Annotated in this window: 21 protein-coding genes and 2 pseudogenes; 16 read left to right on the forward strand and 7 right to left on the reverse strand. The window is 60.5% G+C overall.

Annotated elements, in window-relative coordinates; all coding sequences use genetic code 11:
• Positions 1-23: 23 nt before the first annotated feature.
• The 3 genes and pseudogenes from BFQ04_RS30575 to BFQ04_RS30585 all read right to left on the reverse strand — a co-directional run.
• Positions 24-905 carry a methyl-accepting chemotaxis protein gene (locus tag BFQ04_RS30575; RefSeq protein ID WP_371914543.1) on the reverse strand — a complete coding sequence of 294 codons (882 nt, stop codon included), beginning with the start codon at positions 903-905 and terminating at the stop codon, positions 24-26.
• Positions 882-1,733, reverse strand: a pseudogene (locus tag BFQ04_RS30580) (MCP four helix bundle domain-containing protein); the annotation flags it as partial. The pseudogene BFQ04_RS30580 and the gene BFQ04_RS30575, both read right to left, overlap by 24 nt.
• Before the next feature lie 133 nt (positions 1,734-1,866).
• A pseudogene (locus BFQ04_RS30585) lies at positions 1,867-1,968 on the reverse strand (AraC family transcriptional regulator); the annotation flags it as partial.
• Between the two features lie 317 nt (positions 1,969-2,285).
• On the opposite strand from BFQ04_RS30585, the gene BFQ04_RS25550 reads away from it, so the two are divergent.
• Both BFQ04_RS25550 and BFQ04_RS25555 read left to right on the forward strand, forming a co-directional pair.
• Positions 2,286-3,422 (forward strand): hypothetical protein, encoded by a 1,137-nt coding sequence (locus tag BFQ04_RS25550; protein ID WP_065953173.1) that lies wholly within the window; start codon positions 2,286-2,288, stop codon positions 3,420-3,422.
• Positions 3,423-3,436: 14 nt separating this feature from the next.
• A complete protein-coding gene (locus BFQ04_RS25555) occupies positions 3,437-3,727 on the forward strand; it encodes a hypothetical protein (protein WP_065953174.1) in 291 nt (96 codons plus the stop codon).
• A gap of 118 nt (positions 3,728-3,845) precedes the next feature.
• Here the strand turns inward: BFQ04_RS25555 and BFQ04_RS30180 are convergent, their stop codons facing one another.
• Positions 3,846-3,980, reverse strand: coding sequence for a hypothetical protein (locus BFQ04_RS30180; protein WP_256095189.1), 135 nt, complete (start codon positions 3,978-3,980; stop codon positions 3,846-3,848).
• Between the two features lie 233 nt (positions 3,981-4,213).
• Between BFQ04_RS30180 and BFQ04_RS25565 the strand changes: the two genes are divergently transcribed.
• The 3 genes from BFQ04_RS25565 (at position 4,214) to BFQ04_RS25575 (ending at position 7,647) form a co-directional block, all read left to right on the forward strand.
• Positions 4,214-4,954, forward strand: a complete 741-nt coding sequence (locus tag BFQ04_RS25565; protein WP_065953176.1) for a hypothetical protein — start codon at positions 4,214-4,216, stop codon at positions 4,952-4,954.
• Between the two features lie 140 nt (positions 4,955-5,094).
• Positions 5,095-5,376, forward strand: a complete 282-nt coding sequence (locus BFQ04_RS25570; RefSeq protein WP_065953177.1) for a hypothetical protein — start codon at positions 5,095-5,097, stop codon at positions 5,374-5,376.
• 153 nt (positions 5,377-5,529) lie between these two features.
• Positions 5,530-7,647, forward strand: coding sequence for a TonB-dependent receptor family protein (locus tag BFQ04_RS25575; protein ID WP_065953215.1), 2,118 nt, complete (start codon positions 5,530-5,532; stop codon positions 7,645-7,647).
• A gap of 1 nt (position 7,648) precedes the next feature.
• On the opposite strand, the gene BFQ04_RS25580 is transcribed toward BFQ04_RS25575, so the two are convergent.
• Positions 7,649-9,466, reverse strand: a complete 1,818-nt coding sequence (locus tag BFQ04_RS25580; RefSeq protein ID WP_065953178.1) for a sigma-54-dependent Fis family transcriptional regulator — start codon at positions 9,464-9,466, stop codon at positions 7,649-7,651.
• 361 nt (positions 9,467-9,827) lie between these two features.
• Between BFQ04_RS25580 and BFQ04_RS25585 the strand changes: the two genes are divergently transcribed.
• The 9 genes from BFQ04_RS25585 to BFQ04_RS25625 all read left to right on the forward strand — a co-directional run bounded on the left by BFQ04_RS25585 (position 9,828) and on the right by BFQ04_RS25625 (position 19,835).
• Positions 9,828-10,922, forward strand: coding sequence for an ABC transporter ATP-binding protein (locus BFQ04_RS25585; RefSeq protein ID WP_065953179.1), 1,095 nt, complete (start codon positions 9,828-9,830; stop codon positions 10,920-10,922).
• Positions 10,922-12,019 carry an ABC transporter ATP-binding protein gene (locus BFQ04_RS25590; protein WP_065953180.1) on the forward strand — a complete coding sequence of 366 codons (1,098 nt, stop codon included), beginning with the start codon at positions 10,922-10,924 and terminating at the stop codon, positions 12,017-12,019. Before BFQ04_RS25585 ends, BFQ04_RS25590 begins: the two co-directional genes overlap by 1 nt.
• Positions 12,016-12,882, forward strand: coding sequence for a carbohydrate ABC transporter permease (locus BFQ04_RS25595; protein ID WP_003174635.1), 867 nt, complete (start codon positions 12,016-12,018; stop codon positions 12,880-12,882). Before BFQ04_RS25590 ends, BFQ04_RS25595 begins: the two co-directional genes overlap by 4 nt.
• 10 nt (positions 12,883-12,892) lie before the next feature.
• Positions 12,893-13,693, forward strand: a complete 801-nt coding sequence (locus BFQ04_RS25600) for a carbohydrate ABC transporter permease (RefSeq protein ID WP_003174634.1) — start codon at positions 12,893-12,895, stop codon at positions 13,691-13,693.
• A gap of 11 nt (positions 13,694-13,704) precedes the next feature.
• Positions 13,705-13,977 carry a DUF2160 domain-containing protein gene (locus tag BFQ04_RS25605; protein WP_003232363.1) on the forward strand — a complete coding sequence of 91 codons (273 nt, stop codon included), beginning with the start codon at positions 13,705-13,707 and terminating at the stop codon, positions 13,975-13,977.
• 162 nt (positions 13,978-14,139) lie between these two features.
• Positions 14,140-15,882, forward strand: a complete 1,743-nt coding sequence (locus BFQ04_RS25610; protein ID WP_065885013.1) for an ABC transporter substrate-binding protein — start codon at positions 14,140-14,142, stop codon at positions 15,880-15,882.
• Between the two features lie 278 nt (positions 15,883-16,160).
• Positions 16,161-17,540 carry an iron-containing redox enzyme family protein gene (locus BFQ04_RS25615; protein WP_065953181.1) on the forward strand — a complete coding sequence of 460 codons (1,380 nt, stop codon included), beginning with the start codon at positions 16,161-16,163 and terminating at the stop codon, positions 17,538-17,540.
• Positions 17,541-17,552: 12 nt separating this feature from the next.
• Positions 17,553-18,497: a methyltransferase gene (locus tag BFQ04_RS25620; protein ID WP_065953182.1), complete on the forward strand. Its 945-nt coding sequence runs from the start codon at positions 17,553-17,555 to the stop codon at positions 18,495-18,497.
• A 93-nt stretch (positions 18,498-18,590) separates the two neighbouring features.
• Entirely contained in the window at positions 18,591-19,835 is a 1,245-nt protein-coding gene (locus tag BFQ04_RS25625) for a zinc-dependent alcohol dehydrogenase (protein WP_065953183.1), read from the forward strand.
• A 120-nt stretch (positions 19,836-19,955) separates the two neighbouring features.
• On the opposite strand, the gene BFQ04_RS25630 is transcribed toward BFQ04_RS25625, so the two are convergent.
• Entirely contained in the window at positions 19,956-20,387 is a 432-nt protein-coding gene (locus tag BFQ04_RS25630; protein WP_065953184.1) for a hypothetical protein, read from the reverse strand.
• Positions 20,388-20,483: 96 nt separating this feature from the next.
• Positions 20,484-21,272 carry an AraC family transcriptional regulator gene (locus BFQ04_RS25635; protein ID WP_065953185.1) on the reverse strand — a complete coding sequence of 263 codons (789 nt, stop codon included), beginning with the start codon at positions 21,270-21,272 and terminating at the stop codon, positions 20,484-20,486.
• 84 nt (positions 21,273-21,356) lie between these two features.
• Here BFQ04_RS25635 and BFQ04_RS25640 point away from each other — a divergent pair, with 84 nt between their 5' ends.
• Both BFQ04_RS25640 and BFQ04_RS25645 read left to right on the forward strand, forming a co-directional pair.
• The gene (locus BFQ04_RS25640; protein ID WP_065953186.1) at positions 21,357-22,355 is read left to right on the forward strand and encodes a bile acid:sodium symporter family protein; all 999 of its coding nucleotides are present in this window, start codon (positions 21,357-21,359) and stop codon (positions 22,353-22,355) included.
• A gap of 172 nt (positions 22,356-22,527) precedes the next feature.
• The gene (locus BFQ04_RS25645) at positions 22,528-23,712 is read left to right on the forward strand and encodes a sugar transporter (RefSeq protein WP_065953187.1); all 1,185 of its coding nucleotides are present in this window, start codon (positions 22,528-22,530) and stop codon (positions 23,710-23,712) included.
• Positions 23,713-23,876: the final 164 nt, after the last annotated feature.

Genomic DNA, 23,876 nt, shown 5'->3' on the forward strand with positions numbered 1-23,876 from the left:
TGTGATCGGTGTTTGATCCAACTTCAAGTCCTGAACCGCAGCACCAAGTCTTTCAAGTTGACGGCCAAGCGTGATAACTCGTTGCTTGCCGTCAAGGTCTGGCGGGTACCCTCAGTGCTCTGGATGGCCAGGTCGCGAATGCTGATAAGGCTGCGATCCACGTCACGCGCCACGTGAGCCTGCTCCTCGGAAGCGGTCGCAATCTGGATATTGCGGTCGTTGATTTCCAGGACGGAATCAATAATCTGGCGCAGTGAGTGGCCAGCTTGCTCTGCGGTATCTCGGGTGGTGTAGACCTCAGAGGTGCTCTTGTGCATCAACTCGACTGCGGCTGAAGAACCGGCCTGAATCGTGGATATCATCTGTTCGATTTCCTGGGTCGACGTCTGGGTGCGGTGCGCCAGGGCCCGAACCTCATCGGCTACCACCGCAAAGCCACGACCTTGCTCGCCTGCACGTGCCGCTTCAATGGCAGCATTCAACGCCAGCAGGTTCGTTTGCTCGGCAATCGCCCTGATCACGCTCAGTACTTTGGAGATGTCTTGAGCCTGGCCTGCCAGTTCTTTTACCTGGCCTGACGAGACTTCTACCAGTTCTGTCAGTCCACGCATTGCCGTCAGCGTTTCAGTCACTTTCTGATTGCCCAGATCAGCCGAGAGGCTGGACTGCATGGCCGCTTCAGAGGTGGAGTTGGCATTCCTGGCGACCTCTTCAACCGCCGCGCTCATTTCGGTGACGGCGGTGGCCGCTTGCTCTATTTCGCTGTTCTGCTGTTGCAGGGTGCGATCGGCACTCTCGGTGATCGAGGTCATTTCAACGGCTGCGGTACTCAGTTGAGCAGACGCTCCCGAGATTTCTGAAATAGTGCTCCTGAGGTTTTTCTGCATCAGATTGAGTGCCTGCATCAAGCGCGAGGCTTCATCCGAACCTGTCACTTCAAGGTCGTGGGTGAGGTCGCCTGACGCTATATTCTCCGCCAACTCAAGCGAGGAGTTGATAGGGCTGACAATGCTTCTGGTAAACAAGCTTGCCAAGACGATCGTCAGGATGAATGCGACGACCAGTACCGAGATCAGGACGCTCACGCTGTGGGTGTATACCGCTGTCGCCTCCTCGCCGGACTCCACCGCCTGACGCGCATTCTGCTCACGCAAAATGGTGAGCTGCTCTTGATAGACGTTTGCTCGCTGCGCCTGCTCGGTGTTCGCAAAAACGACTGCCTGGTCATGATCGGAAATATCGAGGGCAAGCACTTGCTTGAGGCCGTCGATGTATACATCCATCGCCTGGCTGGTCTTCGCGAACTGGATTTCATCCTGCTGGCCGGATATGAGGTGTTCACGGTAAAACGCGGTCTTCGACTGAAGTGCCTGTATGGCGTCTTCGACCAACGACTGCGATTTGTCATGCACCTCCCGGGTCGTACTCGAAAGCATGCGGATGCTTTCAAGGCGAGCGTGGAGCAGGGCGATTTGAATATCGTCAATGACCTGGACGCTGGGCAGTGAGTTTTGCTCGATGTCCTGTTCTGCGCTACGCAGGTGATCTATCTGTACATAGGAGAAGCCTGCCAGGCTGATCAGCAGCAGTGTGATCAGCCCAAAGCAGACGAAGGCCCTGCGCGCGATATTCAAGGATCTTAATTTCATAAAGGCCTCCGGGGGCCGGGATTCAGTGGCGTGGCTTCTCCACGTCCGTTTGTGGAGCGCGGACAAACCGTCCGCGCGGCGCATTGACGCTCACTCGCAGCTTGGGGGGCAGGTGTACATTCAGGAATACAAAAGAATGAATCGAGATAATAGGCGCGCTAAATAATTGCGCGGCGTATGTTGGCGGGGCACGCAGGGGCGGTTGATCCAAGCGCAAGGGCGCCACACAAAATGCCTTGCGCAACGCATGGCTGAAATGGGAGAAGTGGGAGAATCCGAAGTCCAGTGCCGCCTGGGACACACTGCGCACCTGCATTCTCGGTACCCACCTGTTCGATTGACTCAGCCTTGCGGCGTCACCGGGCTGGATGAAGCAGATGGAGGAGACCGACGCAGCGGCCTCCGAGTCGAACACGAAGACAGTTCTAGTAGGGCCGGGCGGTTAAACCAGGTCGATGATTTATATAAGTAAATAACCGGCTTTGTGTGGGGATTTGTGGAGTCTTGCAAGTGCCTGGATAGGGTGGACTTTGAACTGCACCACCTTTTAACCTTACCGTCTGTCAGATTGCCAGCACGCTGTCCGGTTCGCGTCTAATTTCTCCTTGGCAGGATGTTCAACAAGGAGATGAAAAAATGTCATGGACTTTCTATCTAACAATTACCAATGGTACGGACCGAACACTGGAAGTAACTAGCAAGTCAATCGAGTGGGGCACTTGGTACCGTGACTCTCAAGATGATAACGGCCCGTGCAGTATTGCGCCAAATACCACCATTCAAGCACTGGGTATCCGCGCAGCGCGAGGAACGTGGACGGGCTATGAGTGTCACGCGCAGTGGAAAGATCAGGTGCCTCCGGGAGAGAAAGGTTACGGGGCAGTCACTTTGATGATTGATGTTCCGTTTTCTGGCTCTAATGATTCGAGCCTCACCAGTGGCGGTGCTCTCACATGTTATGGTTGGCAAAACCTGCCGTCGGGTGGGCATGATTTCAACCGTTCAATCACTATTCGTGCAGGGCGAGACAAGAAGCTGATACTGGAAGAAGAAGCGCTTGATCCGGTCGAGCAAGAATACCGTGACTATTTACTGGAGTTTGCGGCTAGGAACCCTGATGTACGCGATTGGGATCAGGTTGAGAAAGAGCTGACGCAGGTAGATGATTTCAATCCATTACAGTATATCCCGGACGGCCCGACCCTGAGCCGGCGCCTGCTGGCCCGTTCCGAGCCGTTAGTCATCGAGCCGGAACTCTGGGATGGCATTGGCGATGTGGACTATCCAACACCTTATGCTCAGGATTTGTTCCTCGACGAATATTTTGCTGTTGCGATCTACAGCGTCGGGACCGATCCCAGAAGCTTCATCAATATCCCGGCAGGTTCTTCACGCAAGACCAGCGAGAAGATCACAGTCACGTCGGCAATAAAGAATGTATTGACCGTCAGTTGGTCGCTCAAGACATCACTTTCGGAGAAGGCGGTTGAACCGGTGTCCGGTTCTGAAGTGGCTTCCACACTGGATATGGAGTTCGGTGTAACCGACGTGCTGGAGGTGAGCCGGGAGTCGGTTACCGAATCGATTGTGGAGCAGGAGTTCAAGGCGCCGGACGACAGTGATGTATTGATCGTGCCTTGGGTATTCAGCACGGCGGTTATCGTTTACCGGCGAACCAAGAAGGGCAAGGTCAGCCTGGTAGCGGTGTCTGAATGGGCGCAGATGCAGTTCTTCAAAAGTTATCGCGTACATACCCAATTAAAAATGTCCTGAACAGGAATATCGACATGAAAATGTCCAGCGTCTTACTGATGAGTATTGCGTTTGTATGTCAAGGCATGGTCTTCGCTGATACACAGAAGTCCACTACTGAAACCTTGTTTTCCAACGACAAGCCACCGCTGATACAGACGGCCCAAGAGCAGGAACAAAAAGAGGTTGAGGTTGACCGCAATCAATGTTGGTCCGCCAAGAATTGCTCTGGAAAGATCCTGAACAATAAAGATGCACATAACTGTAAGTTGACCGGCGGTAAGTCTTGGCGGAGCAAGACCACAGGGCAGTGCACCAATCTGTAGAGAGGGGCCCCCACATCTTCAATAGGCGTGGGGGCTTTTTTGATTGCGTGGCTGAAAAAACACATCCGCGCGCATAGGCGCTTTGCGCGCGACGAACATTAGTTGACGGCATGAGTCATCACTCTACCGTGCAGATCCAGCGGTGATTGTGCCGATAGGGCGCGCGGGTGAAGTGCACATCGGAAACCAGATTCAGGCCACGCTCTTTCAGGGCTTGGGTCAGTTGTACGAGTGTTTCTGCCTGGATAGTCATTTCGCTTACCTCGTCAGATTGACTGCGTTCATAATTCTTGACCGAGAGGGCAACTCGCTAATTCAAATTTTCTACAGCGGCGATTGATGCGTTGTGAAAGCCATCGTCGCAACGCCCTGTAGTCCATTGCTTATCTGAACCGGCGGGGCTGCACTTTTTTCCATTCTCCTGATCTACCTCTGTCCCAGCCACCCGATTCCTGCGGGTGGCCAACAGCCACAGACCCGGTGCCGATGGATCGAACGTCAATTGCTTTTATCACCCGCTGGCCGCTGTTGCTGGCTGCGCTGTTAGCGTTGTGGACCACTGGCTGCAGCCAGCAACAGGGGCGTGACGTCGCCAGGCAGTTCAGCGAAGGCAAGCCTGATGAGTTTTTTCAAACCAGCGTCGATCGCATGGCCACCCTGGGCATGCGCGACAACCTGCAGAGCCTTTATCTGCTGATGAGCAAGCTGTACCTGCGCAACCCCAGCCAGTGGCGCCAGTCCGGTTATCCGGATGCGGTGACTGCTGCGCGGACTATTCGCCAGGCGATCGAAAATCGTCAGCCATTGCCTGCGCTGGGGGAGCGTCGTGACCTGGCGGCCCTGAGTTATTCCTTGAGCCCGGAGTTTCGTGGTGATCGGGTGGGGGCGTTCATCTATGCGATCGGCAGCATGCTCGTGACCGCACACGGTGGGCGCACGCAGTTTTACGTGACTGACTCCATCAACCCGCAGTTTGTCAGCAATGCCGCCCGTAATATCGAGAAAGCCACCTGGCTGCTCGGCCAGCGTCAGGACGCCAATGGTGTGTTGCTGCTGTTTTCAAATGAGATATCGGAGGAGGGCAGTAACCTCAGTTTCGCCGTCGAGTTCGGCAAGATTGTCGCGCGCCTGGACCTGCTCACCCAGATACTCGATGAGCGCTACCGGCGCATCGGCCTCAACTATGCGCAGAGTCTGCTGCTGATGAATTTTTTGCCTGTGCAGTGACACGCTGGCTCCAGCGCACGGCTAATCGGTGCGGTGTTTCCCTTTCCTCTGTAGGAAGTTGCCTATGATGCCCTCGACCGCTTGAAACACGCCCCCGGTCAGCCCTAGCCTCGGACTTTTCTTAAACATGAGTGCCTACCTTGGGTAAGCGAAAAACGGTTTGGCCTACTGATCGCGAAATCCGCCTGCGGTTTATCCTGTTCGCCGTCATCGACGCCGCGAGTGCCCAAGGGGTCGCTTCGGAGGTGTTGATACCCGCGCACAAACTGCTGCGCGACGCGCCGACGGAGGCGCAGCTATGCGATACGCTTGCCGACATCCTGGCCACCGAGGAGATGTACGGTTTCAGGTTTCCCGTCGGCTCCGATGCTGACGATCTGATGCAGACGCTGGAGTGGTCGGGCAAGCAGGGCAGCAATTGATCACTGGGTTTTCATTTAAATAATTTTGGTCCGATACGGTTGTGGGAAGTCCGTGACTTGAATCGCGCGTGACCTGGCGGGTGTGGGAGCCTTCCCATGACTGCTCGCCTGCCGGCATTGCCGTGCATGCCCCCGTATTTCAAGGACCTGTCCATGCTGTTGCGCCAACCACCGCTGCTGTTCGCCGCCCTGACCCTCACTTCGCTGGTACAGGCCGAAGACCTGCAGTTGGCGCCGGTCGAAGTCACTACGTCTGAAGCCAGCGCCGGCGAGATCGCCCAGGCACAGCTCAACAGTGTGCCCGGCGGCACTAACTTCATCGACATGGACAGCGTGCAGCAGGGGCGGGTGAGCACCAACGAGGATGTCTTCAAGTATCAGGCCGGGGTGTACGCCAAGGCAGCGAATAACGAAGGGGTCAAGTTGTCCATTCGCGGTTCGGGCTTGAACCGCAGCCCGGGTTCCCATGCCTCCGGGCTGTATGAAATGTTCGACGGCCTGCCGCTGACCGGCCCCGGCGGCACGCCCTATGAACTCAAGGACCCGTTATGGCAGAGCCGGGTGGAAGTGCTGCGCGGCGCCAACGGTTTCGATCAGGGCGCGCTGGCCCTGGGCGGCGCCGTCAACTACGTCACCCGCACCGGTTATGATGCGCCCACATTGCAAGTGCGCTATGAGGCGGGCAGCCATGGTTACGCCCAGCGCGAAATCAGTTCCGGCCAGGTGCTCGGTGATGCCGATTACTACATCAGCCTCACCGATTCGCAGTCCGACGGTTACCAGCACCAGAGTGCCGGGACGGGCAAGGGCATCGCGGCCAACGTCGGCTATCGCTTCAACCCGAACCTGGAGACGCGCTTTTATCTGCGCTACCGCGAAACCACCAATGACACGCCGGGCAAGCTCACCCGCGAGCAGATCAGCCATGACCCGCGTGCCGCCAACAGCCTCAACGCCGCCCGCGACTCCAAACGCTTGCAACCGGGTTCCACCTGGCTTGCCAACAAGACCACCTTGCAGTTGGATGACGCTTCGCGCGTCGAGGTCGGGCTGGCCTATCACGACTACCCGATGGACCTGCGCGAAGGCACCAATCGCCTGAAAGTTGCCTACACCGACATCAGTGGCACGCTCAATTACATCCGCCAGGACAGCCTGTTCGGCCGTGACAGCACCACCACCCTCGGCCTGCGCACCACCCAGGCGATGCCGAACAATGGCGCCTCGGAGTATGTACGCGTCCCGGCCGGCAACACGAAGGACTACGCGCCCGGCACCAAGACCCGTGACTACACCTACCTGGGGTCCGACACGGTGCTGCATATCGGCAACGAGCTGGAGCTGGTCCCCGACCTGTGGCTGACCACCGGCGTGGCCGCGATTCATACGCGCCGCGAAACCCAGGTCACCTATCCGGATGGCCAGGCACCGACGCGTCAGCACGATTGGGACTACGCGCCACGCATCGGCCTGCGCTATGACTTCACCCCGCAATTGCAGGTGTACGGCAACCTGAGCCGCTCGGTCGAGCCGCCGCACGCCTGGTCGATGATCTGGGGTTCCAACACATATTTCGGCGCCGGCAGCGGTGCGGCCACCGGCTTGCAGCGCGAAGGCGTGAAGTTGCGCAATCAGACCGCAACCACCCTGGAGGTCGGCGGGCGCGGCGAGGCCTGGCTCGGCCAGTGGGACCTGGCCCTCTATCGCTCCGAAGTGCGCCACGAACTGTTGACCGTGGAAACCCAGGCCCAGACCGCGACCGCCAATGCCGTCATCGCCGAAGCCAATGCCAGCCCCACCGTGCATCAAGGCGTGGAACTGAGCCTGCTCAGCCCACTGTGGGACGGCGGCCGCAATGGCCGGCTTGCGCTGCGCCAGGCCTATACCTTCAGTGACTTCCACTACCGCGACGATGATCGTTTCGGCGACAACACCTTGCCCGGCATCCCCAAGCACTATTATCAGGCGCAACTGCGCTACAGCCATCCGAGCGGTTTCTACACCAGCCTCAACACCGAGCATGCCTCGCGGGTGGCGGTGGACTACGCCAACTCCTATTACGCCGCGGCCTACACCACCCTTGGCGCCACGTTCGGCTATGACGCGCCCAGGCAGGACTGGCAAGCCTGGGTCGATCTGCGCAACCTGACCAACCGGCGTTATGCCAACACCGTTACGCCGGGTTACGACGACAAAGGCATGGACGCAGCCCGTTCCACACCCGCCGACGGCCGTGGTATCTACACCGGCGTGTCGTGGCGTTGGCGCTAAATCAACCTTCGTGCTGGCGCAGGCGCTTGTACAGGGTATTTCGGCTCACCCCCAGCTCCCGCGCCAGGTGGGAAATGTTCCCGCCCGCGGCTGCCAGGCGTTGGTTGAGGTCAAGGTGGTCATCCAGACGTTCATGGCTGGACAGCGGCGCCGCCTGTTTCAAGTCGGTAAAAAAGTCATCGGGCAGGTGCTCCGGGCGGATCGGCTGTTCTTCGGCCATCGCCAACGCCACCTGCAGCACACTGCTCACCTGACGCACATTGCCCGGCCACGGGTGCTGGTCGAACAGCTTGAGCACCTCGGCACTCAGCCCGGCCCACTGGGTGGGCTCGCGGTGTTGCTGCCACAGTTGCTGGAACAGCGCCTGCTTGTCGCTGCGTTCGCGCAACGGCGGCAGCTCCAGGGTCAGGCCGCCGATGCGGTAATACAAATCCTCACGAAAGCGCCCGGTTTGCACCAGCTCCCGTAGCGCTCGGTTGGTCGCCGAAATGATGCGCAAGTCCACCGGGAACACCTCACTGCTGCCCACCGGCTGGACGCACCGCTCCTGCAGCACCCGCAGCAGGCGGGCCTGGGTGGGTAAAGGCATATCGCCGATTTCATCAAGAAACAGTGTGCCCTTGTCGGCTTTGCGGATCAGGCCGATGCTGCCTTTTTGATTGGCACCGGTGAACGCGCCTTTTTCATAGCCAAACAGTTCCGATTCCACCAGCTCAGCCGGAATGGCCGCACAGTTCACCGCGATCAATGCCTGCCGGCTGCGGGAACTGGCCTGGTGCAGGGCTTTGACGAACACCTCTTTGCCCACGCCGGTTTCACCGTGGATCAACAACGGAATGTCCTTTTCCAGCAGGCGCTCGGCCTGGCGCACGGCTTTCTCCACGCGCGCATCGCCAAAATGCAGGGCGGTGAGGCTGACCGCGGTCGCCTTCGACGGCGCAGGCTGATTGAGCACCCGCGCCTGTACCGGCATCTGCCTGGGCCGCTTGAGCAGGCACTGGAAGCGATTGCGTCCTGGCGCTTGCAGGGAAAACGGCAGTCCCTCAGGCTGATTCAACAACTCCAGCAGCGACACCTTGAACAAGCTGTCGATCATCACCCGCGACAAACTGATACCCAGCAGGTTGTCTGCGCGGCGGTTGGCCGACAGCACCTGGCCGCTTTCATCGAAGATCAGCAGTCCCGCCCACTGGCTGTCGAGGTTGCTCAGGCCGGTGTTGAACGTCAGCTGGAAATGCTCGCCGCGAAACAGGTTGAGGATCAGCCGATTCTCCACGGTCTGGCTCATCATCTTGACCATGCCCAGGGTGTGGGAGGGCGGCAGGTAGCTGTCGCTGGACACATCCAGTACCGCAATGATCTCGCGTTGGGCGTCGAAAATCGGCGCCGCCGAACCGGTCATGAAGCGGTTGGCCTTGAGGAAATGTTCGTCGTGTTCGATATGCACCGCCTGGGCGCAGGCCAGGGCGGTGCCGATGGCATTGGTGCCGCTGGCGCGTTCCATCCAGCTGGCGCCCGCGCTGAAACCACGGGCCAGCCCGGGCTCGATAAAGCGCTGGGTGCCCCACGACGTCAGGACCTGGCCCTGGTTGTCGGCGAGCATGATCAGGCAGTTGGAATTGCTCAGGATGTTCTCGTAGTAGGGCAGTACTTCCTGATGGGTGGTCTGCACCAGTGAATGCTGGCTCTCCAGCAACTGCCGAATGCCCTCGGCGGGCAATTGATCGAAGCTGGGGACGCTTTGGTGATCCAGCCCGAACGCGCGGCAACGGCGCCAGGAGTCCTGGATGATGGTGTCGTGAGCCAGTGGTTCGGCCATGGGGTGACCTTCTTTTTATTGTTATTGGGCTTACACAATTCAAACTATTGGAATGGGTTCAAGTGTGGGAGGGGGCTTGCCCCCGATAGCGGTGGGTCAGTCAGCATTGCTGTTACTGATGTGCCGCCATCGGGGGCAAGCCCCCTCCCACATTGGATCTTCATCGCCCATAAAGTGTTGTTCACAACTGTTCATTGTCAACTGCAAATCTGTTCAATTGTTCAGCCTGAACTGTTCATTTTATTCACGCTTGAACATGCCTCTGAGCCCATTCCCTTGTGAATCAATCACCTGTCATCTTTGGCACGAAACTCGCTCTGACAACTGGCCAGATTCATTCCAATAATAAAAAGGTCGTGTCATGTCATTGACCCTGGAACATGTCTCCCGCGTTGTCGAAGGTCAAACCTGGATCGACGACGCCACCCTGCGTTTCGAGCCCGGCTCCTTCAATGTATTGCTCGGCCGCACCCTGTCCGGCAAGACCAGCCTGATGCGCCTGATGGCCGGGCTGGACAAACCTGACAGCGGCCGCATCCTGATGAACGGTGTGGATGTCACGCAAAAACCGGTGCGTTTGCGCAATGTGTCGATGGTGTATCAGCAGTTCATCAACTACCCGACCATGACCGTGTTCGAGAACATCGCCTCGCCCTTGCGCCAGGCCGGTGTGTCCAATGAGCTGATCCAGAGCAAAGTGCTGGAAACGGCGCGGATGCTGCGCATCGAGAAGTTCCTGCAACGCCACCCATTGGAACTGTCCGGTGGCCAGCAGCAGCGTACGGCCATGGCCCGGGCCTTGGTCAAGGACGCCGAGCTGATTCTGTTCGATGAGCCGTTGGTCAACCTGGACTACAAGTTGCGCGAAGAACTGCGCCAGGAAATGCGCGAACTGTTCAAGGCGCGCCACACCATCGCCATTTACGCCACCACTGAGCCGAACGAAGCCCTGGCGCTGGGTGGCACCACCACCATTCTTCACGAAGGCCGGGTGATCCAGAGCGGCAAGGCCGCCGAGGTCTACCACCAGCCGCAGACGGTGCTGGCGGCCGAGCTGTTTTCCGAGCCGCCGATCAACCTGATGCCGGGGCGCATCAGTGGCAATGAAGTCAGCTTCGCCAACTTCGTGCACTTTCCCCTCAATGTCGACCTGCGTCCCATCGGCGAAGGCGAGTTCCGTTTCGGCGTGCGCCCCAGCCATATCAGCCTGGTGCCGAGCAACGATGATGACCTGGAACTGGCGGTGACCGTGGAGGTGGCCGAAATCAGCGGTTCGGAAACCTTCCTGCACGTGCGCAGCGAACATTTCCTGCTGGTGCTGCACTTGCCGGGGGTGCATGAGTACGACGTCGATGCGCCGATCCGCGTGTATATCCCCACCCATAAACTGTTTGTGTTCGATGGTCAGGGCCGCTTGGTCCAGGCCCCCGGGCGCCGTGTTGCGAGGGTTGCCTGATGGCCGAGATCCATTTGCGCAACCTGGCGCACAGCTACAGTCCGACGCCGAATGGTCCGGAAGACTACGCCATTCGGGAAATGAACCACGTGTGGGAGCAGGGCGGTGCCTACGCCTTGCTCGGGCCGTCGGGCTGCGGCAAGTCGACCTTGCTCAATATCATCTCCGGCCTGCTCAGCCCGTCCGAGGGCCAGGTGTTGTTCGACACCCAGGTGGTCAACGACCTCACCCCGGAGAAGCGCAACATCGCCCAGGTGTTTCAGTTCCCGGTGGTGTACGACACCATGACGGTGTTCGACAACCTGGCGTTTCCCCTGCGCAACCAAGGCATGGCCGAGGCGAAAATTCACAGCAAGGTGCAGGAAATCGCTGAAGTCCTCGACCTGCAGAACCTGCTGGGCAAAAAAGCCCGCAACCTGACGGCTGACGAAAAACAGAAAGTCTCCATGGGCCGTGGCCTGGTGCGCGACGACGTCTCGGCGATCCTGTTCGACGAACCGCTGACGGTGATCGACCCGCACCTGAAGTGGAAACTGCGGCGCAAGCTCAAGCAGATCCATGAGCAGTTCAATATCACCATGGTCTACGTCACCCACGACCAGTTGGAGGCCTCCACCTTCGCTGACAAGATCGCGGTGATGTACGGCGGGCAGATCGTGCAGTTTGGCACGCCGCGCGAATTGTTCGAGCGCCCGAGCCACACCTTTGTCGGTTATTTCATCGGCAGCCCCGGGATGAATCTGATCCAAGTGCAGGCCGAGGCGGGCGGGGTGCGGTTTGCCGGCACCCACCTGCCATTGTCCGAGGCGTTGCAGCGACGCCTCAAGGCCACCGATTACAAAAAGCTCCAGGTGGGTATTCGTCCGGAGTTCATCCACGTGTGGGACGAGCCCAACCCTGACGCCCTGCAGGCCGACGTCACCCACGTGGAAGACCTGGGCACCTACAAGATCATGACCCTCAACCTTGACGGCGCCACGCTCAAAGTGCGCCTGGCCGAAGACAAACCGGTGCCCGAAGGCCGCGCCTGCATCAGCTTCCCCGCGCAATGGCTGATGCTCTACGCCGATGATTACCTGCTGGAGGTACTGCCATGAACAAGGTGCAGAACAACAAGGCCTGGTGGCTGGTGCTGCCGGTGTTCCTGCTGGTGGCGTTCAGTGCCGTGATCCCGATGATGACCGTGGTCAACTACTCGGTGCAGGATATTTTTGACCAGTCCAGCCGCTACTTCGTCGGCGCCGACTGGTACAAACAGGTGCTGCTCGACCCACGCCTGCACGACTCGCTGCTGCGCCAGTTCATCTATTCGGCCTGTGTGTTGCTGATCGAAATCCCCCTGGGCATCGCCATCGCCCTGACCATGCCGACCAAGGGGCGCTGGTCGTCGCTGGTGCTGATCGTGCTGGCGATCCCCTTGCTGATCCCGTGGAACGTGGTGGGCACCATCTGGCAGATTTTCGGGCGCGCCGATATCGGCCTGCTCGGTTACAGCCTCAACGCCCTGGGCATCAGCTACAACTACGCGGCCAACACCGCGGATGCCTGGGTCACCGTGCTGGTGATGGACGTGTGGCACTGGACATCCCTGGTGGCGCTGCTGTGCTACTCGGGGCTGCGCGCGATTCCGGATGTGTACTACCAGGCGGCGCGGATCGATCGTGCCTCGGCCTGGGCGGTGTTCCGACATATCCAGTTGCCGAAGATGAAAAGCGTGCTGTTGATTGCGGTGATGTTGCGTTTCATGGACAGCTTCATGATCTACACCGAGCCGTTCGTCCTCACCGGTGGCGGGCCGGGTAATGCCACCACGTTTTTGAGTCAGACCTTGACCCAGATGGCCGTGGGTCAATTTGACCTGGGCCCGGCGGCGGCGTTTTCCCTGGTGTACTTCCTGATCATCCTGTTGGTGTCCTGGCTGTTCTACACCGCCATGACCCACTCCGACGCGAACCGCTGAGGCCGCCGACATGAGCAAGCGCAAGGTTATTCCGCTGCTGATTTACATCCTGTTCCTGCTGGTGCCGATCTACTGGCTACTGAACATGTCCTTCAAGAGCAACACCGAAATCCTCGGCGGGCTGACCCTGTTTCCGCAGGATTTCACCCTGGCCAACTACAAGGTGATCTTCACCGACCCCAGCTGGTACACCGGCTACCTCAACTCGCTGTACTACGTGAGCCTGAACACGGTGATCTCCCTGAGCGTGGCGTTGCCGGCAGCCTACGCGTTTTCGCGCTACCGTTTCCTGGGCGACAAGCACCTGTTCTTCTGGCTGCTGACCAACCGCATGGCGCCGCCGGCGGTGTTTCTGCTGCCGTTTTTCCAGCTGTATTCGTCCATCGGCCTGTTCGATACCCATATTGCAGTGGCGCTGGCGCACTGTTTGTTCAACGTGCCGTTGGCGGTGTGGATTCTGGAAGGGTTCATGTCCGGCGTGCCCAAGGAAATCGACGAAACCGCTTACATCGACGGCTACTCGTTTCCCAAGTTCTTCGTGAAGATTTTCATCCCGCTGATTGGCTCCGGCATCGGGGTGACGGCGTTTTTCTGCTTCATGTTTTCCTGGGTCGAACTGTTGCTGGCGCGCACGCTGACCTCGGTCAATGCCAAACCCATCGCGGCGGTGATGACCCGCACGGTATCGGCTTCGGGTATCGATTGGGGCGTGCTGGCGGCGGCGGGGGTGTTGACCATCCTGCCGGGCATGCTGGTGATCTGGTTTGTTCGTAACCACGTGGCCAAGGGCTTTGCCCTGGGCCGGGTCTAGAGGAGTCGATGATGGAATGGATGGCCTGGACCACCCCCACAGCCCTGTTCTTTGGCGGCATCGCGCTGATCCTGGCGGGCATGACCACCTGGGAGCTGCGCTCGCCGAGTATCCCTCGGCGGGGTTTTCTGCCGATCAGCACCACCCGGGGTGATCGCTTGTTTATCGGTCTTCTCGGTAGCGCCTACCTGCATTTGCTGGTCATCGGCGTTACCGACTGGAGCATCTGGGTGGCGTCCGCGCTCTCCCTGGTATGGCTGTTGAGTGTGATGCGTTGGGGCTAGGTATGCACACCCCTGTAGGAGCGAGCTTGCTCGCGAAAATCGTCAACGATAACGCAGTGCTCCTGGTAGCCCGCGGTGTCGTTGAGTTTTTCGCGAGCAAGCTCGCTCCTACAAGAGAAGGGGTGTCTGCGAGTCCCGTCTGAAATTAACCAGGAGGTCTCTATGTTGAATAAAAACAATAAGCTGCGACATAGCATTTCATTGGCCGCCGTACTGGCCCTCAGCGGTTTGAGCGCTTCGGCCTGGGCTGATGCGTATGAAGATGCCGCGAAAAAATGGATCGGCAGCGAGTTCAAACCGTCCACGCTCACCGAAGCCCAACAGCTTGAGGAGTTGAAGTGGTTTATCAAGGCCGCCGAACCCTTCCGTGGGATGAAGATCAACGTGGTGTCGGAAACCCTTACCACCCACGAGTACGAATCCAAGGTGCTGGCCAAGGCCTTCAGCGAAATCACCGGCATCAAGCTGACCCACGACCTGCTGCAGGAAGGCGACGTGGTGGAGAAGCTGCAAACCCAGATGCAATCGGACAAGAATATCTATGACGGCTGGGTCAACGACTCGGACCTGATCGGTACGCACTTTCGCTACGGCAAGACCGAATCCATCACCGACCTGATGGCCAACGAAGGCAAGGACTTCACCTCGCCAACCCTGGACCTCAAGGACTTCATTGGCCTGTCTTTCACCACCGCGCCGGACGGCAAGATCTACCAGTTGCCCGACCAGCAGTTCGCCAACCTTTACTGGTTCCGCGCCGACTGGTTCGAGCGTCCGGAGCTGAAAGCCAAGTTCAAGGAAAAGTACGGTTACGAGCTCGGCGTACCGGTGAACTGGTCGGCCTATGAAGACATCGCCAAATTCTTCAGCGAAGACGTCAAGGAAATCGACGGCAAGCGCGTCTATGGGCACATGGACTACGGCAAGAAGGACCCGTCCCTGGGCTGGCGTTTCACCGATGCCTGGTTCTCCATGGCCGGTGGCGGCGACAAGGGTTTGCCCAACGGCCTGCCGGTGGACGAGTGGGGCATTCGCGTGGAGGACTGCCATCCGGTGGGCTCCAGCGTGACCCGTGGCGGCGACACCAACGGCCCGGCGGCGGTGTTCGCCACGCAGAAATACGTGGACTGGATGAAGGCCTATGCGCCACCGGAGGCGGCGGGCATGACCTTCTCCGAATCCGGCCCGGTGCCGTCCCAGGGCAATATCGCCCAGCAGATCTTCTGGTACACCGCGTTTACCGCCGACATGGTCAAGCCGGGCCTGCCGGTGGTGAACGCCGACGGTACGCCGAAATGGCGCATGGCGCCGTCGCCGGTCGGGCCGTATTGGGAGAAGGGCATGAAGAAGGGCTATCAGGACGTGGGTTCCTGGACCTTCCTCAAGTCCACGCCGGAGAAGCAGAAACTCGCGGCCTGGCTCTACGCGCAGTTCGTCACTTCCAAAACCGTGTCCTTGAAGAAGACCATCGTCGGTCTTACGCCGATTCGTGAGTCCGATATCAACTCCCAGGCCATGACCGACATGGCGCCCAAACTCGGTGGCCTGGTAGAGTTCTACCGCAGCCCGGCGCGCACAGAATGGTCGCCCACCGGCACCAACGTGCCGGACTACCCGCGCCTGGCACAACTGTGGTGGAGCAATATCGCCGCCGCCGCCAGCGGCGAGAAAACCCCGCAACAGGCCCTGGACAACCTGGCCAAGGAGCAGGACGCGATCATGACGCGCCTGGAACGCTCCAAGGTGCAACCGGTGTGCGGCCCGAAAATGAACCCCGAGCGTGACGCGCAATACTGGTTCGACCAGCCTGGCGCGCCGAAACCGAAACTGGCCAACGAGAAGCCCAAAGGCGAGACCGTGAACTACAACGACCTGCTCAAGCAGTGGGAGGCTGCGCGTAAATAACAACGCAGCAACCCAGGATGTAAAAAATGTGGGAGGGGGCTTGCCCCCGATAGCAGTGGATCAGTCAATGAGTTCGTCACTGACACGCCGCCATCGGGAGCAAGCCCCCTCCCACATTTTCATTTTGCCCAGCGACCGCTTATCCCCCCTTTAACAACCTCATTTGAATTTTCCGCACCTCCCGATGCTCTGCATTGTGTAAGCGCGTGGTTCAAGCGCTTTTGCGGGGCCGCCTTGCAGGATGGCCCGTTGTAACGGACTTTGCGGAAACTGCCACCATGACACTCCTCACAGCGCTGTCGGGCCAACCGGCCTCTGTCACAGACTCGGCCCAGGGCCGCCATCAACGGGTCTACCAACAGCTGTACGGTGAATCTGCGGATGCCACGCAAGTGGCGCGTGATTACCTGCAGGATCAACTGGCGCAGGTGGAGGAGACCGTCAGCGACCTGCCGGATGTGCCCGAGCAGTTGCCGGCCTGGGTGGAACAGCGCTGCGCCGCCGTGGCCCAGGCTTACGCCGAATATCTGGAGCAACGCCAGCAAGGTCGGCCGCGCCGCTACTTCCAGAACAAGGCGCACGCGCTGTATGTGCTGCAACGCGTGGCCCCGACCAAACAGGTCGACGGCGCATGGCTCTACGGCCTGCTGCGCTATTGGCAGGATCAGCGCTTCGACGGCCTGCTGACCACTTACCTCGAAGAGCTGGGCGACGGCGAAGCCGCTCAGAACCATGTGGTGATCTATCGCAAGCTGCTCAGCGAGCACGATGCCGATAGCGAGGCGGGGCTTGATGACGGCCACTATCTGCAAGGCGCGTTGCAACTGGCCCTGGGCCTGTGCGCCGAAGAGTTCTTGCCGGAAATCATCGGCTACAACCTGGGCTACGAGCAGTTGCCGCTGCACCTGCTGATCACTGCCTACGAACTGAGCGAGCTGGGCATCGACCCCTATTACTTCACCCTTCACGTGACCATCGACAACGCCAGCAGCGGCCACGCCAGCAAAGCCGCGCAGTCGGTATTGAACCTGCTGCCGCTGGGTGAGGGCAGGCAAGAGTTCTACCGTCGCGTCGCCGCCGGGTATCGCCTCAACGACCTCGGCCCAGGCACCACCGCGGTTATCGAGGGTTTTGATCTGCAGGATGAAGTGATGGCCATGCTCGAACGCAAGCGCAGCTTTGGCCAGCATATGCATTCGGACTACTGCCGCTTCGAAGGCAAGACTGTCAATCAGTGGCTGGCCAAGCCGGGGCAGATGGGTGATTTCCTCAGGGCGATGGAGGAAAAGGGTTGGATCAAACGCAACCAGGACCCCGCCGAGAGCCGTTTCTGGCAGTTGATCGAAGGCGCGGGCGCTGCGATGTTCGGTGTGTTCAGCGGTTATGAAAAACAGGTGCTGCATGACTGGATCGCCGGTGACTGGATCGGCACCCAGCGCGTGGCGCCGGTAAGACCCGGGCGCGGCAGCCGTTTCAGCCGCGAGCAGCACCGTCCGGCTGACCCGGATACCCAGGCCCTCGTCGAATCACTGTGGAGCCTGCCCGATGGGCAGCAACTGGGCGCGCTGATTCCGTGGATGTCGGCGCGGCGCCACTGCAGCCCCGCCGGGTTGTATGCCACCCGCCGCTTTATCCAACTGCGCGCGCGTCTGCGCTAAGGAAATGTGTCCATGTCTGCACAACAACTGGCCGATCGTGCCCTGCTGAATCTTGGCCGAGGCTTGAAGGAGAGCGGCTACCGTTTTATCACCCCGACCCCGTTGACCCACGAGCGCATGTACCGACGCTTGGGGACACCCCTGGCGATGAACCTGCGCGATGTGTTCGGCTGGTCCATGCCGTTCGACAACGACCTGCTGCCTGAGGCCTTTCGTGAAGAGCTGCAGCAAGCTGGAGTGATCGAAAAACACGACGCGCTGTGGCGCAGCACCGTGCGCTGGTCGAGCCTGGGCGACCTGCTGTTTGCCCATTCGCCTTATCCCACCGTCGAGGCGGACGCGGTGTTTTTCGGCCCCGACAGCTATCGATTCGCCCAGGTGATCGAAGCCTATCTGCAGCAGCGCGTCGAACCGCTCAAACGCGCGGTAGACATCGGTTGCGGAGCGGGTGTCGGTGCGCTGGTCGTCGCCCATGCACGGCACGACGCCGAGGTGCTCGCGGTGGACATCAACCCGCGCGCCCTGCGCCTGACTGCGGTGAATGCCGAGCTGGCGGGCCTGACGAATGTGAGCGTTTACCAGAGTGACGTGCTGACCAGCGTCGAGGGCGAATTCGACCTGATCGTCGCCAACCCGCCGTACATGAATGACGACCGCCAACGCGCCTATCGCCATGGCGGTGGTGCGTTGGGCGAGCAGTTGTCGGTGCGCATCGCCGGCGAATCCCTCGCACGCCTGGCCGTTGGCGGTAGCCTGCTGCTGTATACCGGCGTGGCGATGGTGGCCGGCGGCGATCCCTTCCTGGAAGCGGTCAAGCCGTTGCTGGCCAGTGACGCCTATGGCTGGACCTACCGTGAACTGGACCCGGACGTCTTCGGCGAAGAACTCGACAAGCCCGGGTATGAACGCGTCGAGCGGATCGCCGTGGTGGCGCTTACGGTCACGCGGTTGCGCTGAACGACCATTTATCGCTTACCGCCGCAAGGTGAGGGAACGCCCTGCGCTCGGCGTGCCCTTAACTAGTAAGTCCCCATCACAGGAGTGCAGCCCATGCGCGCGATGACCTACCAAGGCGCCCATAAAGTCCAGGTCGATACCGTACCTGACCCGATCATTGAGCAACCCGACGACATCATTCTGCGCGTCACCGCCACCGCGATCTGTGGCTCGGACCTGCACCTTTACCGGGGCAAGATCCCCACGGTGGAGCACGGCGATATCTTCGGGCATGAGTTCATGGGCATCGTCGAGGAAACCGGCCCCGCAGTCACGGCGGTGCAGCGCGGTGACCGCGTGGTGATCCCCTTCGTGATCGCCTGCGGCGATTGTTTTTTTTGTCAGTTGCAGCAGTACGCCGCCTGCGAAACCACCAACGACGGGCGTGGCGCAATCCTGAATAAAAAGGCGATCCCGCCGGGTGCCGCGTTGTTCGGCTACAGCCGCCTGTACGGCGGCATCCCCGGTGGCCAAGCGGAGCTGGTGCGGGTGCCCAGGGCCAATGCCGGGCCGTTCAAGGTGCCTGGGTTGCTGGCGGATGAAAAAGTGTTGTTCCTCTCCGACATCCTGCCCACGGCCTGGCAGGCGGTGACCAACGCCGGTATCGGCAAAGGCTCCAGCGTGGCGATCTATGGCGCCGGCCCGGTGGGCTTGCTCAGCGCGGCGTGCGCGCAGATGCTCGGTGCCGAACGGATTTTCATGGTCGACGATCATCCCTATCGCCTGGCCTACGCACAAAAGATGTATGGCGTGATCCCGATCAACTTTGAAGAGGACGATGACCCGGCCGACACCATCATCCGCCAGACCGCCGGTATGCGCGGCGTCGACGGCGTGGTGGATGCGGTGGGTTTTGAAGCCAAGGGCAGCACCACCGAAACCATCCTCACCACCTTGAAGATCGAAGGCAGCAGCGGCAAGGCCCTGCGCCAGTGCATCGCGGCCGTGCGCCGTGGCGGGGTGGTCAGTGTGGCTGGGGTGTATGCCGGCTTTATCCATGGCTTCATGTTTGGCGATGCGTTCGACAAGGGCCTGACCTTCAAGATGGGCCAGACCCACGTGCAGCGCTATCTGCCGGAGCTGTTGGAGCATATCGAACTGGGCCACCTGAACCCGGACGCGATCATCACCCACCGGCTGTCGCTGGAACAGGCGGCGCGCGGGTATGAGATGTTCGACAAGTGCGAGGAGGAGTGCCGCAAAGTGATTCTGCTGCCGGGGATGAGCGAACGGCCGCTGACCGAGCCGCTGGAAGAACTGTCTCCCGAGCTCCGCATGCAAGGCGTTCCCGGCTTTTAACCTGCTGATACAAAACCAGTGTGGGAGGGGGCTTGCACCCGATAGCGGTGTGTCAGCCAACCAATGCTTAGCTGGCTCACCGCCATCGGGGGCAAGCCCCCTGCCACATTTGAAGTGCGTTCAAGTCAAGGCTTGTGGCTGAATGTGCAATTGGCCATCCACGTCCTTGACCAACCCGCTGGCCAACAGCAGTGGCGCTACGCGCTTGTGCAACTGCGGCTCGACAAACTCCTTCACCGTCTCCAGCGCCAACACACCGCTGAGCGGCAGCTCGGCCTTGGTGTACGAAAGCCAGGCCTTTTTCAGCGCCATCAGCACGTCACTGCCTGCCGTGGTGGCAAAGCGGCGGTGCGTGGGTTTGCCGTCGACATTGAACGTGTGCTGGAACCCGTAGCCGGTTTCATCGCCACCGCTGGCAGTGCAGCGTATGCAGGTGCACGGGCCGTTGCCAAACGCGTCGCGCAGGTAGGTGTTGAAGTCCACCACGGGTTTGAGTGACAGGCGCTTATCGACCTCGAACAGGTCTCCAGTCATTTTTTCGTCAGTGTCCAACGTCCATTCCTCGCAAGTCGGTAGCGGTGTTCCAAAGCGCGGCACAATACCAGCCGAGCGCGTGTTTGGGGATTTTTTGCAGTTGGCGGGCCATCCTCAACGGAAAAATTCCCCCGGCGTGGCGTCGAATTGCTGGCGAAACGCGTTGATGAACGCCGACGTCGATTCATAACCACAGCCCAGCGCCACGTCCGTTACCCGCTCGCCTTGCTCCAGGGCGGGCAGGGCGCTCAGCAGGCGCAGGCGCTGGCGCCACGCGCGAAAGGTCAGCCCGGTGTCACTCAGAAACAAGCGGCTGAGGGTTTTTTCGCTGATCCCCAGCTTCCGGCTCCAATCCCCCAGCGTGGTCTGCTGCTCCGGATGCAGGTTCAGGCTGCGGTAGATCTGCCGCAAGCGGGTGTCATGGGGCAGGGGCAGCATCAAGTCTACCGGGGGCGCGGCGGCGAGCTGGTCCAGTATCACCTGGGCCAGGCGGCCATCGGGGCCATCCTCGGCATATTCCACCGGCCGTTCGCTGAAGCTGCGGATCAACTCGCGCAACAGGCTGCTCACCTCCAGCACGTGACAGTGCCCGGCCGCCCACGCAGTGACGCTGCAATCCAGGTAGAGGCTGCGCATTTCGGTGTGGGGCGCGCTGTAGACCCGGTGCGGCATGCCCGCCGGAATCCACACCGCACGCTGGGGCGGCGCGACGAAGCGGCCGGCACTGGTCTGGATCTCCAGCACCCCGGAAATGGCATAGGACAACTGCACCCACGGATGGCTGTGTCGGCGCGTCAGTGCTCGATTGGGCAGCGATTCGGTGCGTCCATATACCGGTCGCGGCAGGCTGGACAGCCCGGGCACCGTGCGTCGGACGGTTTTATCCTGTCCTTTAGGCGGCATTTACTGGCTCATTGGCGTTAGTCGGTAACAGATCGTTACGTTAGAGTCGCCCCATGCGCTTGGCAACCCCTGGAAGACTTGCTTATGACCCGTCCGCGTTTCCTGCCCGATAATTTCACCCTGACCCTGATCGCCACGGTGATCCTCGCCTCCCTGCTGCCGGCCAGCGGCCAGACCGCCGTGGCCTTCGGCTGGATCACCAACCTTGCCATCGCGCTGCTGTTTTTCCTGCACGGCGCCAAGCTGTCGCGCCAGGCCATCGTCGCCGGGGCGGGGCACTGGCGTTTGCATCTGCTGGTGTTCAGCCTGACCTTTGTGCTGTTCCCGCTGCTGGGACTGGCGCTCAAGCCCGTGCTGTCGCCGCTGATCGGCAACGACCTGTACATGGGCATGCTCTACCTCTGCGCGCTGCCGGCCACCGTGCAATCAGCGATTGCCTTCACTTCCCTGGCGCGCGGCAATATTCCGGCGGCCATCTGCAGCGCGGCGGCGTCGAGCCTGTTCGGTATCTTCCTCACGCCCTTGCTGGTGACCCTGCTGCTCAATGTGCACGGCGATGGCGGCTCCACCGTCGACGCGATCCTGAAGATCAGCGTGCAGTTGCTGCTGCCGTTCGTCGCCGGCCAGATTGCCCGACGCTGGATCGGTGACTGGGTCGGGCGCAACAAGTCCTGGCTCAAATTCGTCGACCAGGGCTCGATCCTGCTGGTGGTCTACGGCGCTTTCAGCGAGGCGGTCAACGAAGGCATCTGGCACCAGATTCCGCTGTGGGAACTGGGCGGTCTGGTGCTGGCGTGCTGCATCTTGCTGGCGCTGGTGCTGGTGGCCTCTGCGCTGCTGGGCAAGGCGTTTGGCTTTAACCTGGAAGACCGCATCACCATTGTGTTCTGCGGCTCGAAGAAAAGCCTGGCGACCGGTGTGCCGATGGCCCAGGTATTGTTTGCCGGCGCGACCATGGGCGTGCTGATCCTGCCGTTGATGCTGTTTCATCAGATCCAGTTGATGGTGTGTGCGGCCTTGGCCCAGCGCTATGCCAGGCGCCCGGAAAGCATTCCCGAGTTGATGACGCAGGTGGATCCGTGAGCCGGGGCTGATCAGGCCGATTTCGCCCGGCGCTCAGGCAGTCGCGCTGACCCGTCACGCGATAACCGGGCAGGATCAGGGCCAACAGCGCCGCGAGAAACCTATAGAATGCTCAACGGCCCCGCGTGTCCTGCGCGGCCGTTTGATCACTGTCAGAGTACCTCGCCCCTCAATGAGCCTTTCAGCCGCAACTCCCCAAGCCAATTGGCAACCGGTCATCGCCCTGGCGCTGGCCGCGTTTGTGTTCAACACCACCGAATTCGTGCCGGTCGGCCTGCTCAGCGCCATCGGCGCCAGCTTTGACATGCCCGTGGCCAGCGTCGGCCTGATGCTCACTATCTATGCGTGGATCGTGTCGCTGACGTCGCTGCCGGTGATGCTGCTCACGCGTAACGTCGAACGGCGCAAATTGCTTATCGTGCTGTTCGGCCTGTTTATCGTCAGCCATATCCTGTCCAGCGTGGCCACCAGCTTCGGCCTGCTGATGGTCAGCCGAGTCGGCATCGCCCTGGCCCATGCGCTGTTCTGGTCGATCACCGCGTCCCTGGCGGTGCGCCTGGCGCCGCAGGGCAAGCAAGTGCAGGCCCTGGGGCTGCTCGCCACCGGCACGTCCCTGGCGATGGTGCTGGGCATTCCGCTGGGCCGCCTGCTGGGCGAGGCCATGGGCTGGCGCACCACCTTCCTGGTGATTGCCGCGTTCGCCGCCGCGCTGGTGTTCTGGCTGGGGCGCACCTTGCCGCCGTTGCCGAGCCAGAACTCCGGCTCCCTGCGCAGCCTGCCGCTGCTGTTCAAGCGCCCGGCCTTGGTGGCGCTCTACGTGCTGACCGCAATGACCGTCACCGCCCAGTTCACCGCCTACAGCTACATCGAACCCTTCGTCGAAGGCGTCGCCGGTTTGGGTGGCAGCGCAGTCACCCTGATCCTGCTGGTATTCGGCGGTGCCGGCATCATCGGCTCGCTGCTGTTCAGCCTGGTGCATCGTTTCAACCCGCACGTCTTCGTGATCAGCAGCGTGTTCCTGCTTGCGGCCTGCCTGGCGCTGATGTTGCCGTTGAGCGGCGCGGAGTCCTACCTGGTGGTCCTGAGTGTGTTCTGGGGCATGGCGATCATGGGCTTCGGCCTGGCGATGCAGTCCAAAGTGCTGGTGCTGGCACCCGACGCCACCGACGTGGCCATGGCGATGTTCTCCGGTATCTACAACATCGGCATCGGCGGTGGTGCGTTGATGGGCAGCTGGGTCGGCAGCCACTTTGGCTTCGCCTGGATCGGCGCGGCGGGCGGGTTGCTGGCGGCGCTGGCGTTGGTGGGGTACTGCCTGGCGATTCGGCGGTTTGGGACGGGGGTGGTACAGAGCTGAATCGACGGTTATCCACCTGGTACACCTCGGTCCAAATGTGGGAGGGGGCTTGCCCCCAATGGCGGCCTCCGGGCCGACCAGGATGCTGGATCAGATTGAGTACATATCCGTTTCTGCGGTAACGGCGGCTGGCGGTTCCGCTTTTACAGCGGGTCACTTTTGGA

The organism is Pseudomonas sp. 37 R 15 (assembly GCF_900004865.1).
GTDB classification, from domain to species: domain Bacteria; phylum Pseudomonadota; class Gammaproteobacteria; order Pseudomonadales; family Pseudomonadaceae; genus Aquipseudomonas; species Aquipseudomonas fluorescens_AM.